The following is an 18076-nucleotide window of genomic DNA, read 5'->3' as shown; positions in this document are numbered from 1 at the left end:
TCAGAAGAACCTTGGTCAGACAGGAAAAGAAGGCTGATAATTACCTGGCATTCCTGCTGCTCGCGTGCATGAAGATAATGCTTAGGTATTTTTGAGATAGCTTCTGAAAAAGAATGAAGCCCTCAAAGCAGGATTCAGCAAAAATGCCGGAGGCCTGAATGGGTTTATACAGGAGGCGAAAGGGCAGGAGAACCTCGAAAAGCTGACAACAGAAAAGCAGAAGCTGCAGCTCTTCAAGAAAAAGCAGCCCCTGTTTTCGGAAGGCAATTACCCGAACGCACTCTACTTCCTGAACAAGGGCAAAGTGAAGACCTACAAATCGAATGAAGAAGGGCGCGAGTACATTACCAACCTCTACAAAGACAGTGATTTTATAGGCTACCTCGACCTGATTGAAGAAAAGGCATACCGGGAGTCGGCCATGGTAATGGAAGACTCTGAAATATACGTCATCTCAAAAGAAGACTTTTTTCTGCTCTTGCACAACAACCGCCTGGTGGCAAATAAGTTCATCAAGATACTGTCTGATAACTTAGCCGAACGGGAGGAGCGCCTGATAAAGCTGGCCTATAACTTCGTGCGCAAGCGGGTGGCCGAAGCATTGCTCTTTGTTGAAAAGCAGTATACCGCTGACCCAGAGAAGGTGTCGCAGGTGGTGATTTCACGCGAGGACCTGGCTAATATTGTAGGAGCCTCCAAGGAGACCGTTATCCGCACCCTCGCCGATTTCAAAGACGAGAAGCTCATCGACAGCCAGGGAAGTAAAATCAGCATTCTGAATGGAGAAAAGCTCCGCCGCATGCGCAATTAAGTGTTCTTGTCTGCAGTGTAGTTATTATGTTAAATAAAAACAGGTACTGTCCAAAGCGCCTCAGTCGAATCTCGCCTGAGGCGCTTTTTTTGTAGGAGCCTGTAAGTTCCGAATCCAGCTGCACACCCTGAAGGCTAAACCATTCAGACATAATTGCGTTGCACCTTAACAGGTGGCTCAGTTAATGATGCTGTACTACTTGCTTGTATGAAACCAATCCACACGAAACTATGGCAAATAAATCAAAGTTTTTTGCAGCACTCGCTGAAGGAGGCGGAACAATAGGGAAAGGGCTGATTGCCGGCTTTGCCGGCACTGTCGCTATTACCATCTCACAAATGATAGAAATGAGTATCACCAAGAGGGGCATGAGCGATGCCCCGGCTAAAGTAGGTGGGAAGGCCCTGGGTGTAGAGCCAAGAGGTAAAGCCGAACTGGAAAAGGAGAAAGCCACTTCTGACAACAACCAGGCTCCTGACGACTTGGAAGAAGAAGTAGAGACAAACAAGGAGCAGTTCGAGCAGTTGATGCACTGGAGCTATGGTACCAGCTGGGGGGTAGCCCGCAGTGCGCTCGACCTGGCAGATATACGAGGAGTACGGGCCTCTGTCATTCACTTTGGCGCCATTTGGGGAGCAGCCCAAATTATGCTGCCTGCTAACAATGCGGCAAAGCCCATCACAGAGTGGTCGGGTAAGCAAATCGCTACTGACCTCTTCCATCATGCTGTTTATGCTTTTGCTGCAGGTGCCGTGTATGATGCCATGAAAGATGCAGAATCAAGCAAAAAGAAAAAGAAGAAAAAAAAGAAGAAGAAAAAAAACAAAAAGTGAAGCTTGTTGAACAATAGTGCTGCAAAGTGAGAAGGAAAACCTTCCCCTCTGCAGCTATCAGAAGAGAGCCGCTTAGATGAAAGTCCGGGTGGCATTTTTACTTGTACCACTTTAGCTCTAAAAGTAAATGAGCAGGGAATAAAGATAAGTGAAAGAGAAAAAAAGCCTTAATAATTTTATAATAATTTGTATAATAAATTAAACAATAATAATTATATTCAATAACTGATTCTGAAGATGAGCAAGGTAGCTTTTACAGGAAAAATATTTGGTATCCATATTGGTCAAAGTTTATGCATAGGAAAAAGAAGCAGTTTAAGTTGCTTTGAGAGTTGCCAAGGGTAACATGCAGTACTGGAACTAACGGTTGTTGATGGTAATACACAGCAGTGCCAACGGCTGTACATCAGCAGAAAGTCTGATATCCGAATTGCCTTGGATAAGGAGGAGTAAAATGAGATAGAAAGTATATGAAACGAACATGCAGCAATTGACAACCCGCATCGTTTTATTAGTTCTGGTTGTTTGTGCAGTAACCTTAGGCTTCCTTCAGGCGCAGGATCTGACTTTTGTTAAAGTTCCACTTTCTCGCGACAACGGTACCGGGCTTATTGCGGGCATAACACAGGATAAGGATGGCTTCCTTTGGCTTGCGACGCACGCCGGCCTGCACCGCTATGACGGTTACCAGCAGGTTACCTATGTCAACAACCGGTACAATAAAAATTCTTTAGCAGATAACCGTTTGGAGTGTGTCCTGGCTGCTCAGAACGGCATTATCTGGATAGGGGTATGGGCGAACGGCCTTGACAGGTTTGACCCTAAATCAGGAGAGTTTAAGCATTACCGCCATAACCCGAACGATTCCAAAAGCCTGAGCGATGACCTGGTAACGGTACTGCTGGAGGACAGGGACGGCAACCTGTGGGTTGGCACGCACAAAGGCCTGAACTTATTCCACCCCGAAACAGGTACATTTACCCGCTACCAGCATGATGCGGCTAATCCTAAAAGTATAAGCGATAACAAAGTCAGAGCCATTTATCAGGACCGGCAGGGGACTATCTGGGTGGGAACAGGAAGTCCCTGGGAGTCGAAGCCTGAAGAAGGGGGCTTGAATCGCTTTGACCCTGAAACCGGTACCTTCGAACGCTTCCTGCACGACCCTAAAAATCCCGAAACATTAGCCTACAATTGGGTAAGGGCCATTTATGAAGACAGCCGGGGTACCTTCTGGGTAGGCACCTTTGGCGACGGCCTGCACCAGATGGATCGTAAAAATGGCACCTTCAAACGTTTTCCTTATGATGTCCGCCACCCGGAAAAGCTCAGTCGCCCTTACATCGACAAAGAAAAGCAAAATGATGGCATCAACATCATTCATGAAGATCATACAGGGGCTATCTGGATCGGGACGTACGACAGCGGTTTAAACCGGTATAACCCGAAGACAGGCAAAGTTATCCAGTACAGAAAAAATGCACCCAATGCAGCGGGCCTGGATGATAATAACATTTGGGTTGCCTATAGCTCAAGGGAAGGAACCCTTTGGTTTGGTACTGCCAACGGTAATTTATTCCGCCTTGACCCCCACCGCCACCGCATCCCGCATGTGGAAACAAACTCCGAAGTGTACAGCTTTTTTGAAGACCCAGCCGGCTTCATGCTCCTAGGCACTTCCAAGGGTTTAATAAGGAAGAACCGGAATGGACGCGTAAAACAATATGTGCATAACCCTGCTGATCCAAAAAGTATAAGCAGCGATACCGTTTATACTATTTACAAAGACAGGAAGGGCACGATATGGATAGGAAATGCCAGTGGTCAGCTCAACATATACCACCCTTTTACAGAGACCTTCACCCGTTATGTGCATGATAAGAATGATCCGGGCAGTCTGAGTGCCGGCGCTATTTTTTCAATACTGGAAGATAGCCAAGATAACTTTTGGATAGCGACCGGGTTTGGTCTTGACAGAATGGACAGGGAAAAAGGCACTTTCACGCACCACAAGCATGACCCCAACGACTCCCGAAGCATCAGTCACAATAGGATAACTTCTATCTTGGAAGACAGGAGAGGGGTGTTGTGGTTGGGGACGCGGTTTGCAGGAGGTGTTAACCGCTACAATGTCAATAGCGGTACCTCAAAAAAATACCTGCTGGGAAACAATATCGCTAAAATATACAAAGACTCTAAAGACGTAGTCTGGGTAGCAACCGAGTCTTCCGGCATATACTACTATAAACGCTCTGCTGATGCTTTTATACCACTGAAGTTAGAACGGAATGAGGACGTTATCCATATAAGGGACATGGTGGAAGATGAGCAACAGAACCTCTGGTTCAGTTCAAAAGAAGGACTGCTGAAACTCAATAAGGACAGGAGCAGTGTGCTATTGCTAGGCGAGCCTTATGGTGTTTCGTCAGAGTCGCTCTCATTTCAGGCTGCATATAAAGACCCCGCTGGAAAACTCTATTTTGGAAGTAATAAAGGGTATTACGTTTTTTCTCCGCAACAGTGGCATCCTAACCGGCATCCGCCGCTGGTAGCCCTTACAAGTCTCCGCCTTTTCGATCAGCCTGTATTACCCGGTAAAAAAAGCCCTCTGAAAGCGCCTCTCAGCGAAACCGATGCCATTGAGTTCGGGCCCGAGCAGAACGTGTTTTCTTTTGATTTTACCGGTATTCATTTTATCAACCCGGAGCAGAACAAGTATTTGTATATGCTGGAGAATTATGACCACGACTGGCGCAGTTCAAAAACGGAGCGTGTGGCTTCCTATTACAACGTGCCTCCGGGCAAATACAAGTTCCGGGTAAAGGTGTCGAACAGTGATGATGTATGGGCGGAAAAAGCGATAGCCGTTAGAGTGAAGCCTCCTTTTTGGAATACCTGGTGGGCCTATAGTTTCTATGGCCTGCTGTTGGTGGGATTTGTGGTAAGATTTAATCATTTCCAGCGGCAGCGCCTGATAAGGATAGAAAGGCATCGTGCCCGCGAAAGGGAGCTGGCCCAGGCGCGGGAAATATCAAAAGCCTATAAAGAACTGAAAAGAACGCAGGTGCAGCTTGTGCAGCAGGAAAAGCTTGCTTCCCTGGGTGAGCTAACGGCTGGTATTGCCCATGAAATTCAGAACCCGCTTAATTTTATAAACAATTTTGCAGAGGTAAGTTCAGAACTGGCAGAAGAGTTACAGCATGAGTTTGAAACAGGTGATATAGACGAAGCAAAAGCTATTGCAGATACAATCAAGCAAAACCTGGACAAGATAAGGCTGCACGGGCAGCGGGCTGACAGAATTGTGAAAGGGATGCTGCAGCACTCCCGCACCAGCAGCGGCCAGAAAGAGCCTACCGATATAAATGCCCTGGCCGATGAATACCTGCAACTGTCTTACCATGGCCTGCGGGCAAAAGACAAGACATTCAACGCCACGCTTCAGAAGGATTTCGGTAAAGGACTGGATAAGGTAGTCGTAGTGCCGCAGGAATTGGGCCGGGTGCTGCTGAACTTGTTCAACAATGCCTTTTATGCTGTACAGCAAAAGCTTAAAAGTACAGGTGGCAACTACACTCCGAAAGTGGAGGTAAGCACCAGCCGCAAAGGAGCCTGTGTTGAAATCAAGGTAAGGGACAATGGGGGAGGAATGTCGGAAGCTGTAAAAGCCAAAGTATTCCAGCCTTTCTTTACGACCAAACCCTCCGGCCAGGGAACCGGGCTTGGGCTTTCTCTCAGCTACGACATCATCACCAAGGGCCACGGTGGCGAAATGTTTGTTGATTCAGTAGAAGGCGAATACACCGAGTTCACCATTAAGTTGCCAGTGACTGTTGCCGCGGTTTCCCAACCCATGGCTTATTAGTATTCAGGAAGGTGCTTCAATTCCCCAACTGAACACTATTCTGTAGCAACTCTTTCCTTTTCCTGCTAAATTTTCTAAATTTAGTCTATACCCTCCTTACTTTCAGAATGATGGAGCTTCAAGTTAATGGCAAAAGGTATTCCGTGAGTGCCGGATCTGGTACAAGTCTGCTGTTTGTGCTGCGTGATGAACTGGACCTGACGGGCAGCAAATATGGTTGCGGGGAAGGCCAGTGTGGCGCCTGCACGGTATTGGTGGATGGTAAAGCCGTTCGCTCCTGCAGGTTACCGCTTAGTGCTGCACAAGGCAAGCAGGTTACCACGATAGAGGGGCTGGAGAGCAACGGGCAGTTACATCCTGTGCAGGAAGCTTTCCTGAATGTGGGTGTTTTCCAGTGCGGGTATTGTGCGCCGGGCATGATCATGTCGGCAGTGGCCCTGCTGGAGGCGAACCCCAGGCCAACAGAAGAAGAAATAATCAACCACATGAACGGGAATATTTGCCGTTGCGGCACATACCCCCGTATCGTAAGAGCCATAAAAGAAGCGTCAAACGCATAAGCAGGTAGAGCTATGAAAGGAGAAACTGACGCAGGTACTTCAAAAATAAAGGAGCAACAGGACCTTAAACGGGCTGGAAAGAATTTTAGCAACAGCAGGCGAAGGTTCTTTAAGCTTTTAGGAGGCGGCATTGCTGTGACCTTTGTGCTGCAGGATGCCTTTGCTCTTTTACCCGGCACAGAGGATGCCACTGTACTACGGAAAGCGTCTTCCGGAGAAGTAGGCGCGTGGCTCCATATCGGGGAGAATGACATCATCACCGTGTATACAGGTAAGGTAGAAGTAGGGCAGAACATCCGCACCTCGCTTGCCCAAGTGGTGGCTGAGGAGTTGCATGTTCCCATTTCATCTATTAACATGGTGATGGGTGATACCGATCTCACGCCGTATGATGCAGGTACCTTTGGCAGCCGCTCTACACCGGGCATGGGGCCGCAGCTCAGAAAAGCTGCCGCTACAGCCCGGACCATGTTGCTCGACATGGCAGCACAGCAATGGAAAGCAGATAAAAGCGATCTCCGTATTAAGGATGGGAAAATCATCCACACAAAAAACAATAAGTCCCTCAGGTTCGGGCAGCTCACCAAAGGCAAGCAGTTGCTGAAAGAGATGTCTGACAATATCGCTTTAACTCCTGCCGATCAATGGAAAATAGCCGGAACATCAGTACCCAAAGTAAACGGGAGAGACTTGATAACCGGCAGGCACAAGTATGTGTCTGACCTGAAGGAACCAGGGATGCTGTACGGGAAGGTGCTGCGTGCCCCCGCCTACGGAGCAAGTCTGGCCAGTGTGGATCTGTCTGCCGCCAAAGCAATGCCGGGTGTGGTGGTGGTGCATGAGGACGAGTTTGTAGGTGTCGCCGCCCCCGATACAGAGTCAGCTGCCAAGGCGATTAAAGCCATACAAGTGCATTGGAAAAAGACAGAGCAACCCTCCCGGAACAACATTTTTGAATACCTGAAACAGAACGCCTCTGATGGCCGCGGAGGTAGAGGCAGCAGCGATAAAGGGGATGTGAGGCAGGGAGTGGCAGCCGCTGACAAAAAGCTGGAAGCCACTTATAACGTGGATTATATTGCCCATGCACCGATGGAGCCCCGTGCTGCTGTGGCAAAGTGGAAGAACGGCAAACTCACCGTCTGGACAGGCACCCAGCGCCCTTTTGGCGTGCAGGATGAACTGGCCAATGCGTTCGGTGTACCCAAAGAGAAGGTGCGCGTGATAATGCCCGATACCGGATCAGCTTACGGGGGCAAGCACAGCGGCGAAGCTGCTCTGGAGGCAGCACGCCTAGCAAAGGCAGCGCAAAAGCCTGTAAAGCTGACCTGGACCCGCGAAGAAGAATTTACCTGGGCTTATTTCCGCCCGGCAGGGGTGATAGAAGTAAGCAGCGGCGTGAAAAACGATGGCACCTTAACTTCCTGGGAGTTTCATAACTATAATTCCGGCCCGTCCGGTATCCGTACGCCCTACGAGGTGCCCCACCAGCAGATACAGTATCACCCGGTAGATTCGCCGCTGAAGCAGGGCTCTTATCGTGGACTGGCGTCTACGGCTAATATTTTTGTGCTGGAGTCGCAGATGGATGATTTGGCAGCCCTGGTGAACATGGACCCGCTTGAGTTCCGGCTGAAGAACCTGCAGGAGCCGCGGCTGAAAGCCGTATTTGAAGCCGCCGCAAAAGGGTTCGGATGGGGAAAGGCAAAGCCTGCTCTCCATCATGGGTTCGGCATCGGAGGCGGAACAGAAAAGGGAGGCTTTACGGCTACCTGCGCCGAAATTGCTGTAGACCCCGGAACCGGCAATATAAAAGTAGTCCGCACCACCACGGCTTTTGAGTGCGGGGCCATCATCAACCCGGAACACCTCGAAAACCAGATCCTGGGTTCGATTGTGCAGGGCCTGGGAGGAGCTTTATTTGAAGCAGTTGATTTCGAAAACGGGAAAATCCTGAACCCGCACTTCGCACAGTACCGGGTGCCCCGCTTCAAAGACACACCAGTTGTGGACATCATTATGGTGAACCGGAAAGACCTGCCTTCGGCCGGAGCCGGGGAAGCACCCATCGTTGGCATAGCGCCCGCTATACGGAATGCCATAGCCGCTGCAACGGGTGTTAGGCTGAAGACCCTGCCTTTGGTGCCGGATGGCTTGAAAGCATATATGGGTGCTCCTTAGTGGTGCGTTGCTTCTGAAGCTACTAAAAAGCAATCTTTCATGTTGTGAATGGCACCATGCATGCCCGCCTAGAAAGGGGAGGCTTGCCAAAAATTAGTGATATGTTTCCTTCGCGGAGATGATATGCATCATTAATGTGCTCATACGATTAAAGTAGCTTTGTTTATCAATCATATTTGGTAACCGCTAAAGCTTTGAACATGCTAATCGTAAAAGATTTAAACAAACTTCACGAAGGACTATTGAACAGTAACACCCTTTTAATGAAAAATGTAAGAGGTGGTTTAGAATGCGCTTTCATAGATAAAGGTTTCACAAATAAAGTTGTACTGATAAAGGACAATGTTCTGGCGGATGCCTTGCTAAGCGCAGGAATGAATGGCATTTTGGAAGGTGTGGACTTCCTGGTTTTCAGGAGCACATTCGACAAGTTCTCACTACGCGTAAAGGCCAGAAAATTATACCAGGAGCTTTATGCTTCCTTACCGGAAGCCAATAGGGCCATTCTGGATGCCATAGCGGCTTAACTTGCCCTGACTTCGCTCCTGTAGCATTCAGTTGCAGAGGAGAATGATGCAGGTAAGCAGTTGCCTGTAGCTACTGCACTTACCAGGTAATTTTATCATCAGAAATTGACACACAGAAGTCCATTATACTGCTAAGAAAAGAGCAGTATAATGGACTTCTGTGCTGAATGATACTGGTTTTGTGCGGTTTCTAACATTAGTTTACAGGGTATACAGGTTGCTGCTCTAAAGACCAAATAACTTCAGTTAACGTATCATCAGTGATCTTGTCAGTTGTATCAATGCACTAGGATGAACAATTGGTATACAAAAACGAAAGAAGAAGTTTTAGACGAACTTCGCTCAACAGTAAATGGCATCCCGGATACTGAGGCCGAGGAGCGGCTGAAGAAATACGGGCCTAACAGCCTGGAGGAAAGGGGGCGGAAAAGTCCTCTAAAAATGCTCTTGCAGCAGTTTACCGAAACCATGGTGGTTATTCTGATTGCTGCAGCTTTACTCTCCCTCTTTCTGGGAAAATACACAGAAGCCGTAGCTATCCTGGCTATTGTAGTGCTGTTTGGTTTTCTAGGGTTCATTCAGGAGTACCGGGCAGAGCAGGCCATGGCCGCCTTAAACCGGATGGTGGTTCCGAAGGTGAGGGTGCGGCGAAACGGAGCAGTGAAGGAAATGTCCGCGAAAGAACTCGTGCCCGGCGATATTGTGGAAATTGAGGCGGGAAACGTTGTGCCTGCTGACCTTCGGGTCCTGGACGCTTTTAACCTGAAAGTACAGGAGGCCTCCCTGACAGGTGAATCTGAGCCTGTTGAAAAAGGCGATGCCCCTATTAAGCAGGAGGAAGTGCCGATAGGTGACCGGAAGAACATGGCGTATATGGGCACCGTGGTGACCTATGGAAGAGGGGTTGGGGTTACTGTCTCAACCGGTATGGGAACCGAGTTGGGAAACATCGCTAACCTGATAGCCACCGTTGAAACAAAGAAAACCCCGCTGCAGGAGAAACTGGATAAGCTCGGCAAGAAGCTGGCATTGTTCGGGGTTATAGCGGCTGCTGTTATATTCGGTATCGGGATGCTGTTAGGGGAGGCAGCAGCAGATATGTTTCTGACAGCCGTGAGTGTGGCTGTAGCTGTTGTGCCCGAAGGCTTACCTGCTGTCGTAACCATTACGCTGGCACTGGGCGGACAAAGAATGTTAAAGCGGAATGCCTTGATTCGGAAGCTTCCTGCTGTAGAGACACTAGGCTCTGTGACTGTCATCTGTTCAGATAAAACGGGCACGCTTACACAAAATAAAATGACGGTGACGGTGGTAGAGCTGCCCGATCAGACAGTTGAGCTGAAGCCTGCCGCCGCAACTGAACACAGCGGGCAGCCAGCAGCAGGGCTTGATTTTGCCCTCGCGGCTTCCGTGTTATGCAACGATGCTACGCTTGAAAAAGACGCTGACCCTGATGCAGAACAGGTAATCGGGGACCCTACAGAGACAGCTTTGTTGGTGGCGGGAGCGAAAAGAGGCATTTTTAAAGAAGACCTCTACGAGGCCCTGCCCAGGGTGAACGAGATACCCTTCGACAGTGACAGGAAGAGAATGTCTACCATTCATAAAGTGGAGGGGCCGCTACCGGAATATTTTCAAGCCCTCCAGGACAATTCATTTCTGCTTTTCACCAAAGGTGCTCCTGATTCCATGTTAACCATTGCAGATGCTGTCTGGGTGAACGGCGTGCAGGAGCCACTTACCGCTGAATGGAAGGACAGAATTCTGAAAGCAAATACCAGGCTGGCCGAAAATGGGATCAGGGTGCTGGGTCTTGCCTTCCGCAGCTTGGACCAGGCAAGAGAGGATACCGATATGGAGAGGGGACTCACCTTTATTGGCCTGACAGGGATGATAGACCCGCCAAGGGAGGAAGTGAAGGTTGCTGTCGACAACTGTAAACTGGCGGGTATCAGGCCCATCATGATTACGGGAGATCATCCGCTGACAGCCGCAGCCATTGGCAGGGAGTTGAATTTTGCAGATCAGCATGAAGCTGTGACAGGAGAGAGACTTAATAAGGTAGACGAAGAGGAGCTTTCATTTTTGTCTGAAAAAACCGCTGTATATGCACGGGTGTCCCCGGAAGACAAGCTCCGGATTGTAAGGGCGCTGCAACAGAAGGGCGAAGTGGTGGCCATGACGGGAGACGGAGTAAACGATTCTCCGGCCCTGCGGAAGGCAGATATTGGGGTGGCCATGGGAATAACAGGAACAGACGTGGCCAAGGAGGCAGCAGACATGGTACTGCTGGACGATAACTTTGCCACCATTGTGGCTGCCGTAGAAGAGGGAAGGGTGATTTTTGATAACCTGCTCCGGTTTATCAGGTTCTCTCTTGCAGGCAACATCGGGAAAGTGCTGATCATGCTGGTGGCCCCGTTCTTCGGTATGGTCATCGCGCTGCAGCCTTTGCAACTGTTGTGGCTGAACCTGCTCACCGACGGCTTGCTGGGACTTGGCTTGGGAACAGAACCCGCTGAAAAGGACACGATGAGAAGACCGCCCAGAAATCCCGAAAAAGGTGCGCTGGAAAAGAATGACATCATTCCGATGGTTCTGGTGGGCGTAACCATTGCAGCCGCTTCAATAGGGCTGGCCTTGTATTACTACAATCCTTACAACCCGGATGATCTGACCTGGCAAACCATGATTTTTGCTACCGTTGGCTTTGCCCAAGTTTTTCAGGCGCTGGCCCTGCGCTCCTCGGCTCACTCTGCGTTTGCCATTAATACCAACCTGTTGATGGTGCTGGTAGTTACATCCTCTTTGTTATTGCAGCTTGCGGTTATCTACCTGCCTTTTATGAAGAGCTTTTTCAGGCTGGTGCCCTTACCGCTGGAAGACCTGCTGATTTCAATTGCTGCAGGCAGCATTGTTTTCTTTGTTATAAAAATTAACAGAAGGTTCTTTAAACGATGACAGGATTTTTAGCGATGTAACCATCTAGTTAAATTGCCCCTGCTGCCACATTATGCAAGTAGTTAAAGTGTTGTAAAGCGCAGGGGCAGGCAGCACTTTGCTTTACGTTTGTGGCAGCCTAGGGAGTTTTGTGCTGAAGTTGATGCAAGACTTTCTAATTCTTTTTCTTTAGCATCTTTCCAGCTCTTTCTTCACTGAAGTTGTTCCCTTCTTTCACAACCTGGCCGTTCACCAGCACATACCGGAACCCCGAAGCCAGCTGGTGCGGATCCTCGTAGGTGGCAGTTTCTTCTACTTCCGATGGTTTGAAGAGCACCAAATCCGCTTTATAGCCCGGCCTGATAAAGCCTCTGTTTTTTAGCCCAATCGTTTCGGCGGGCAGGCCAGTCATTTTACGGATGGCTTCCTGCAGCGGCAGCATCTTTCTGTCTTGCACATAGGTCTGGATTATTTTAGCAAAGGCGCCATAGCCCCTGGGGTGGTGCATGGTAGGGCTGCCGTCTGTACATACCATCACATACGGGCTCTTCAACAGGGTTTCCTGCAGTGCCTCGTCCATTACAAAATATGCACCGCTTGCCCCGTAGGGGCCAATGTCGTCCATGAGCACATCCTGGAAAGGCTTATTTAGTTCTGCAGAAACCTGCGCAAGCGTTTTCCCTCTATATGGTCCGGAGCCAATCAGCGTAGCTTCGGGACCGTTGCGCAATTTTACCCGGTTTTGCAGGTAGGTGCTCAATTCTGCCCTTCGGGTTTTGAGTACCTGCTGGTAATCGTTTGGCCGCTGGGCCCACTCCGGGAATAGAATAGCAATGCCTGTATAACTGGCAGTGTAGGGATAGAAATCTGCGGTCACTTGTATGCCGCCTGCCCTTGCGCTGTCGAGCAGTTGCAGCACCTCTGCTGCCCGTTCCTGTCCTTTGCCAAAAACCACTTTGATATGCGATACATGCACGGGGCAGTATTTCCCCTGCGCCAGCAACTCTCTAATGGATGCCTCCACAAAAGCATCGTCTTCGTTGCGCATATGGCTCATGAGCAGCCCCTCCTTTGCGCCCACGACGCTGGCTAGCCTGTTCAGTTCTGTGCTGTCTGCAATGTAACCGGGCGTATACTCCAGGCCGGTTGTCATGCCAAAGCAACCTGCATCCATGGCATTTACAAGCAGTTTTTCCATGGCCACAAAGTTTTCCTCAGTAGGAACAGAGTCATACTCCGTACCGGACAGCATGCGTAGCGTACCGTGTCCCGCGAACAGGGCAACGTTTACAGCCGGGTTCGCTTCGCTGACACTGTCCATCCAGACATTCAGGTCTTTGTGCTCCGGGCTAAACCCATCCTGGCCCAGGCAGATGGTGGTAACTCCCATCGAAAGAAAATTCCTGAATTCAGGCGTTTCCAGTGGATCGCCGTGTGCATGAGTATCAATGAAACCGGGAGACAGCACCAGCCCCTCCGCGTTAATCGATCTGGCGGCGGAATAGGTGGCGGTGGTGTCTCTGTCTATCAGCGCAATGGTGTCGCCTGCTATCAGCAGGTTTGCAATGTAGGAAGCCTGCCCTGTGCCATCTACTACAGTGGCTTTTCGCAGTAGAAGGTCATAGTGCTGTGTACTTCCCACCTGCTGGCAGGATGCCAGGGAAATGGCTAATAAGGCACTAAGGAGAGTTTGCTGCGCTATTTTCAAGACATGATTCATGTTCACAGATTTTGAGACTGTTCTTGTAAGAAAGAGGATACAGCTGCTTTCTTTGTTGGCACTTCTGCTTTACAGGCATCATAAGGGCAGCGGTATTATCATTCAATATATTTCAATTCAATTATTCTGCCAAGCGTGGAGGTTGTAAAACAGGAGCTTTTGCTTGAATTATCTCCCTGTTTTAGTTAAGTTTAGGTACAGCACAACAGCTGTTTCCTGTGTTTTGGTTATGTTATTAGAGCAACCGCTATGAAGAAAATAATGATGATTGCTGTACTTGCCATGGCAGGCGGCAGCACCTTCGCGCAAACTACAGTTCCCTCTTCTGAGGCCCAAATCAAGGCTGCGCTTCTTGCCGCTCCTGCTGATAAACGGGCGGAGGCAACTGTGTACGGTTACCAACCCAATGGCGAATTTGTCTTGTTGCGGAAAGGTACAAACGAACTGGTGTGCCAGGCCGATGACCCCAACCAAAAGGGCTTTTCAACTTCCTGCTATCACAAGGACCTGGAACCGTTTATGGCCCGCGGACGGGAGCTTCGAAAGGCCGGTAAAAGCGCACAGGAAGTTTTTGATAGCCGGGAGCAGGAAGTAAAAAGCGGCAAACTGGTTATGCCAAAGCAGGCTACCACTTTGTTTGTGTTTGGTGCCCCGGACGAGAATTTCAATACTACCACAGGTGAGGTGAAGGATGGCTATATGCGTTATGTGGTGTACATTCCCTATGCCACAGCCGAAAGTACCGGCCTGCCGCTTAAACCTGAGTCACCGGCAATGCCTTGGATCATGCATCCGGGAACGCATGGTGCGCATATCATGATCAATCCTCCCAGGGAAAAAGCAGTGCAGTAAGGGGCGGTTGCTTCATAGCAGGTCTTTTCAGCGATACATCATTTTGCAGATTCTGACTTTGCCTGGCACTTCAAAGAGTCGGACGATAAGTTTTTCCTGTACTTGCTAACCTAAATCTTAAACCTCTTGCCAATATCCGTCTGCCTCGTTCAGCAGGATGGCAGAAAAGGATCTTCGTGTTGGGAGGTTCAGGTAGGGGTAAGTCACTTTTGAAAGGTAAAGCCCCTGTGGGTATGCTGGCGTAAGCGCTTTAGGCGCTTTTTCAGCGGCAAGATAACTTTCAAACTCATCCACACTCAGTTCGCCCATACCTATTCGGAATAGTTTCCCAACTATAATCCTGATCATCCTGCTGAGGTATCTGTTTGCTGTAACCTGGAAACGCAGTTTGTCGCCATTCTTATCTGAGAGCCATTTTGCAGAAGTGACGTGACAAATGGTGCTGTCGTGTTCCGCAGGTGTGAGGCATAAATACTTGTAATCGCAGTACTTTGGAAGCATGGCAGTGGCCCTCTTCATTTTGTCCAGGTCCAGGTTTCGGACAAGGTAAAGGGAGCTGACACTATTCAGAAAGGGATCTTTATAAGTATGAATGAAATAGTCGTAGCTTCTTTGAGTGGCATCAAACCGGGCATGTGGCATGCCTTCCATGGGAATGATATCGAACACGGCAATATCCGGTGGCAAGACTTTATTCAGCCGGAAAAGCAAGTCAAAATCCCATGGCTTTTCTACATCCAGGTGAAAAAAGAACTGGCTTGCATGTACCTGTGCATCTGTTCTCCCACAACCCACAATAGCTGCAGGTAGCTTTAACACCTGGCGTAGCGCGTCCTCTATTGTTTGCTGCACATTTACCCCATAGGGATGGCGTTGCCAGCCCCTGTAGTTGGTTCCGTTATAGCCGATATGGAAGAAATATCTCAATGTTTGTCAGAGTTTGATCCCAAAAAACCTACTGACAAGATAGTATGATTGGCTGGAAACCACACTTGTTTTACCGGAGGGAAATATGGATTTCTTTTCTGGAATGCCTGGTGCTGCGTGAAGATGCGTTAGAACTGGCAAGGCTGGTGATGTACGTGGGGATCGGCAAAACCTGAAGAATGGTATCAGCGAGTACTGGTGGAACCTGCAAAAATAAAGAGTGGAGCTGAGCAGACCTATTCAAGCATCAGCAAGCCACAGGTTTCATAATAAAAGGACTCCATTTTTGGCATAAAATCCTGCCGCCAGTGGAGTCCTTTTTTAATTTGGTTACGTTGCCTCAATAACTACATTCTAATTCCCGCCCGTTCTGTTTAACTCATCCAGGTTTACGTTACGTTTCTTGGACTGGAAAGCGGTGCCTTTGTTGAAGCTATAGCGCAGGTTAAGGCGTACGCCCCTGGCACCATGGTACTGCTCAATGGCATTGATGTTGCCGTTCAGGTTTGTCTCAACGTTCATCACACGGCCTTTGAAGATATCCGTCACGTTCAGGGTCATGGTTAGTCTGTCGTTCATGAAGTTGCGCTTCAGGCCGGCATCCAGCCACATCTGGTCTTCTATCCTGTAGAGGCCGTACACCGCAGGGCTTTGGTAGCCGCCATTGAGTTCGAGACGCAGGCCGTGAGGCAGCATTATGTTATGGTTTGTCTGTGTAATTACTGTCACCTGGTCGTTCACAATCACCTCGTCGCCTGATATGTTGGTGAACTCCTGGTACATGGCAACAATATTGTTGTTTATTTCCCATTTGTTTGAGACACGTACCGGGGCCACCAGGGTAGCAGTCGCGCTTTTCAGGTTATTCACGTTCTGCTGCCTAAATACTGTTGTATTATCTTCCGGGTTCTGGTTTGGTACCTCTGCAATAAAATCGTGCGTTACCGCATAGCCCAGCACAAAGTTGTAAGTCTGCTTCAGCGTTTGTGTCACTTCAAAGGAGTTTACGTACTGCGGCTTCAGGTAAGGGTTACCCTGGGCAGAGGTATAAGGGTCCAGGAAGAAGATGAAGGGGTTCAGGTTCTGGTAGTTTGGTCTGTTTATGCGGCGGCTGAACTTGTACCCAATCTGGTAGTTGTCGTTTACTTTCTGCTGCACAAACACACTTGGGAACAGGTTCAGGTAGCTGCGGTCGGTCTTCTGATTTTTTGTAAGGGAGTTGCCGCTGGACTCTATCTGCTCAGCGCGGAGGCCGCCCTGCACGGTCCATTTCTTACCCAGAGTGGCCGACACGTTGGCATAAGCCGCGTAGATGTCTTCTTTATAGATGAAGTGGTTGCTGCGGGTAGGATCAGGAATATTTCTGTCGTCTGAGGCTTGATAGAACCTGAGTTCATTGTCGGACAGCACATGGCTGGCTTTTGCACCTAACTCCAGTTTTGCAGTTTTGCCTAATGGTTTTGCGAAGTCTACTTTAGCGGAGTAAATGTCGTAGCTGGTTGGGTTCTCGCTTAACAACAACTCCTGTACCTGCTCAGCATTGTTCAGAGGCATATAATGGTTCCGGAAGGAAGCGTCGTCCCGGCTGCTGATGTGTACATAGTCCAGGTCAGCGGATACCGTTGTGCCAAGGGTGTCGAGCTTGCCCACGTAGTGGAGGTTGGCGGTGCCGTTGCCGTACCTGCCGTCTATCGTATTAAGAGCTTGAATATACAAGTCTTCTGCTGTGTTGTCCTTTCGCAAGTAGGAGTCAGTCCGGAAGAAATTGCTGCTGCTGTTCACGCTTAGGTTGGCCATCACGCCAATGCTGTGCCGGGAGTTCAGGTCATAGTCGGTCCCGATTCTTAAGGAAGGCTGCAACCGCTCACCCTCCTCATAACCTGCCTGGTTAAAGTTGCTTTTGCTGCCATCTGCGTTTACGAAAACACGGTTCATTTCAGCATTGCGGTAGCGCATGCGTTGGGCAAAATCCACACTTCCAAACGAGTTCCATTTACCACTTTTGTGGCTCAGCTCGGCACCTGCCGAATAAGAGTTCAGGTTGTTGTACTGGTAGCCGCCGTAAACACTTCCGTTCATACCCACCTGCTGTGGCTTCTTCAGGTTAATGTTGATAATGCCGGAAGCACCTTCGGCATCAAACTTTGCCGATGGATTGGTGATAAGCTCCAGATCCTTGATATTCTCAGCACTCATGCCCTGCAGCAGGTTCTGAAGTTCTTTACCTGATAAAAAGGAACGCTTGCCGTTCAGCATGACCTGCACACCGGCCTTGCCATTTAGCTGCAGGTTGCCGTCCTGGTCTATCCACACGCCCGGAGATTTTGCCAGCACTTCATATGCGGTGCTGCCACTGGCCATGGCGGTACCTTCCACACTCACCACCATTTTGTCGGGATGGGTAGTCACAGAAGGACGCATGGTCTGTACCTGTACTTCGCTTAGTGTTTTTACATCGGCCTTTACCTGCAGCTTTCCGAAGTCTTTCGAAAAGCCTGTGCCAGCCACTTCGAAGGGTTCTGTTAGCAATTCTGTGTAGCCCAGCGCACTTATTTTGAGCCGGTAAGTACCGGCAGCCGGTGTTTTTATCAGGAAGCGGCCCTCCATGTCGGCAATGGCACCCGTCACTATTTTAGAGGTAGAGGCATCCAGTACCGCTACATTTACAAAACCGGCTGCCTGTTCTTTCCCGTCTACCACGGTGCCTGTTAACGAGCCGCCTGATTGGGCAGATCCACGACCGCTACAAAACAACAGTAGCAGAGTGAGGAGTGAAATAAAGTTTTTCATAGGTTTATTTTGTTTCGCGTTGTTGAGTTGACGACACAAATATGGTGTATAGTACTTTGTATAGCAAGGT

12 protein-coding genes are annotated in these 18076 nt (G+C 49.2%); 9 read left to right on the top strand and 3 right to left on the bottom strand.

Going from position 1 to position 18076, the window contains the following annotated elements; translation table 11 throughout:
- The first annotated feature begins 103 nt into the window (after positions 1-103).
- The 7 genes from ACYVB1_RS03035 (at position 104) to ACYVB1_RS03005 (ending at position 11738) form a co-directional block, all read left to right on the top strand.
- Positions 104-811 carry a Crp/Fnr family transcriptional regulator gene (locus ACYVB1_RS03035; protein WP_460920412.1) on the top strand — a complete coding sequence of 236 codons (708 nt, stop codon included), beginning with the start codon at positions 104-106 and terminating at the stop codon, positions 809-811.
- 230 nt (positions 812-1041) lie between these two features.
- Positions 1042-1644: a hypothetical protein gene (locus ACYVB1_RS03030; protein WP_460920409.1), complete on the top strand. Its 603-nt coding sequence runs from the start codon at positions 1042-1044 to the stop codon at positions 1642-1644.
- A gap of 481 nt (positions 1645-2125) precedes the next feature.
- Positions 2126-5509 carry a two-component regulator propeller domain-containing protein gene (locus ACYVB1_RS03025; protein ID WP_460920406.1) on the top strand — a complete coding sequence of 1128 codons (3384 nt, stop codon included), beginning with the start codon at positions 2126-2128 and terminating at the stop codon, positions 5507-5509.
- Positions 5510-5616: 107 nt separating this feature from the next.
- Positions 5617-6069 carry a (2Fe-2S)-binding protein gene (locus ACYVB1_RS03020; protein ID WP_460920403.1) on the top strand — a complete coding sequence of 151 codons (453 nt, stop codon included), beginning with the start codon at positions 5617-5619 and terminating at the stop codon, positions 6067-6069.
- A gap of 12 nt (positions 6070-6081) precedes the next feature.
- Positions 6082-8250 (top strand): xanthine dehydrogenase family protein molybdopterin-binding subunit, encoded by a 2169-nt coding sequence (locus ACYVB1_RS03015; protein ID WP_460920400.1) that lies wholly within the window; start codon positions 6082-6084, stop codon positions 8248-8250.
- Between the two features lie 263 nt (positions 8251-8513).
- Positions 8514-8777, top strand: coding sequence for a hypothetical protein (locus ACYVB1_RS03010; protein ID WP_460920398.1), 264 nt, complete (start codon positions 8514-8516; stop codon positions 8775-8777).
- Positions 8778-9068: 291 nt separating this feature from the next.
- Positions 9069-11738, top strand: coding sequence for a cation-translocating P-type ATPase (locus ACYVB1_RS03005; RefSeq protein WP_460920395.1), 2670 nt, complete (start codon positions 9069-9071; stop codon positions 11736-11738).
- Between the two features lie 154 nt (positions 11739-11892).
- On the opposite strand, the gene ACYVB1_RS03000 is transcribed toward ACYVB1_RS03005, so the two are convergent.
- Entirely contained in the window at positions 11893-13437 is a 1545-nt protein-coding gene (locus ACYVB1_RS03000; RefSeq protein ID WP_460920393.1) for an N-acyl-D-amino-acid deacylase family protein, read from the bottom strand.
- A 249-nt stretch (positions 13438-13686) separates the two neighbouring features.
- Between ACYVB1_RS03000 and ACYVB1_RS02995 the strand changes: the two genes are divergently transcribed.
- On the top strand, positions 13687-14289 hold the full coding sequence (locus tag ACYVB1_RS02995) for a hypothetical protein (RefSeq protein WP_460920390.1): 603 nt from the start codon (positions 13687-13689) through the stop codon (positions 14287-14289).
- Between the two features lie 117 nt (positions 14290-14406).
- On the opposite strand, the gene ACYVB1_RS02990 is transcribed toward ACYVB1_RS02995, so the two are convergent.
- Complete coding sequence (locus ACYVB1_RS02990; RefSeq protein WP_460920388.1) at positions 14407-15216, bottom strand: tRNA pseudouridine synthase A; 810 nt, start codon at positions 15214-15216, stop codon at positions 14407-14409.
- A gap of 44 nt (positions 15217-15260) precedes the next feature.
- Between ACYVB1_RS02990 and ACYVB1_RS02985 the strand changes: the two genes are divergently transcribed.
- A complete protein-coding gene (locus ACYVB1_RS02985) occupies positions 15261-15392 on the top strand; it encodes a hypothetical protein (protein ID WP_460920386.1) in 132 nt (43 codons plus the stop codon).
- Between the two features lie 178 nt (positions 15393-15570).
- Here the strand turns inward: ACYVB1_RS02985 and ACYVB1_RS02980 are convergent, their stop codons facing one another.
- On the bottom strand, positions 15571-18006 hold the full coding sequence (locus tag ACYVB1_RS02980) for a TonB-dependent receptor (RefSeq protein WP_460920384.1): 2436 nt from the start codon (positions 18004-18006) through the stop codon (positions 15571-15573).
- Positions 18007-18076: the final 70 nt, after the last annotated feature.

Source organism: Pontibacter brevis (assembly GCF_054779655.1).
The sequence above is the reverse complement of the archived record's forward strand: the minus strand, read 5'-3'. Positions and strand labels throughout refer to the sequence as shown.

Excerpts from the sequence above, each read along its gene's own strand:
- ACYVB1_RS02995 (WP_460920390.1), top strand. The coding sequence starts at position 13,687 with ATGAAGAAAATAATGATGATTGCTGTACTTGCCATGGCAGGCGGCAGC.
- ACYVB1_RS02980 (WP_460920384.1), bottom strand. The coding sequence starts at position 18,006 with ATGAAAAACTTTATTTCACTCCTCACTCTGCTACTGTTGTTTTGTAGC.
- ACYVB1_RS03020 (WP_460920403.1), top strand. The coding sequence starts at position 5,617 with ATGATGGAGCTTCAAGTTAATGGCAAAAGGTATTCCGTGAGTGCCGGA.
- ACYVB1_RS03010 (WP_460920398.1), top strand. The coding sequence starts at position 8,514 with ATGAAAAATGTAAGAGGTGGTTTAGAATGCGCTTTCATAGATAAAGGT.
- ACYVB1_RS03015 (WP_460920400.1), top strand. The coding sequence starts at position 6,082 with ATGAAAGGAGAAACTGACGCAGGTACTTCAAAAATAAAGGAGCAACAG.
- ACYVB1_RS03005 (WP_460920395.1), top strand. The coding sequence starts at position 9,069 with ATGAACAATTGGTATACAAAAACGAAAGAAGAAGTTTTAGACGAACTT.
- ACYVB1_RS03000 (WP_460920393.1), bottom strand. The coding sequence starts at position 13,437 with ATGAATCATGTCTTGAAAATAGCGCAGCAAACTCTCCTTAGTGCCTTA.
- ACYVB1_RS02985 (WP_460920386.1), top strand. The coding sequence starts at position 15,261 with ATGATTGGCTGGAAACCACACTTGTTTTACCGGAGGGAAATATGGATT.
- ACYVB1_RS03030 (WP_460920409.1), top strand. The coding sequence starts at position 1,042 with ATGGCAAATAAATCAAAGTTTTTTGCAGCACTCGCTGAAGGAGGCGGA.
- ACYVB1_RS03025 (WP_460920406.1), top strand. The coding sequence starts at position 2,126 with ATGCAGCAATTGACAACCCGCATCGTTTTATTAGTTCTGGTTGTTTGT.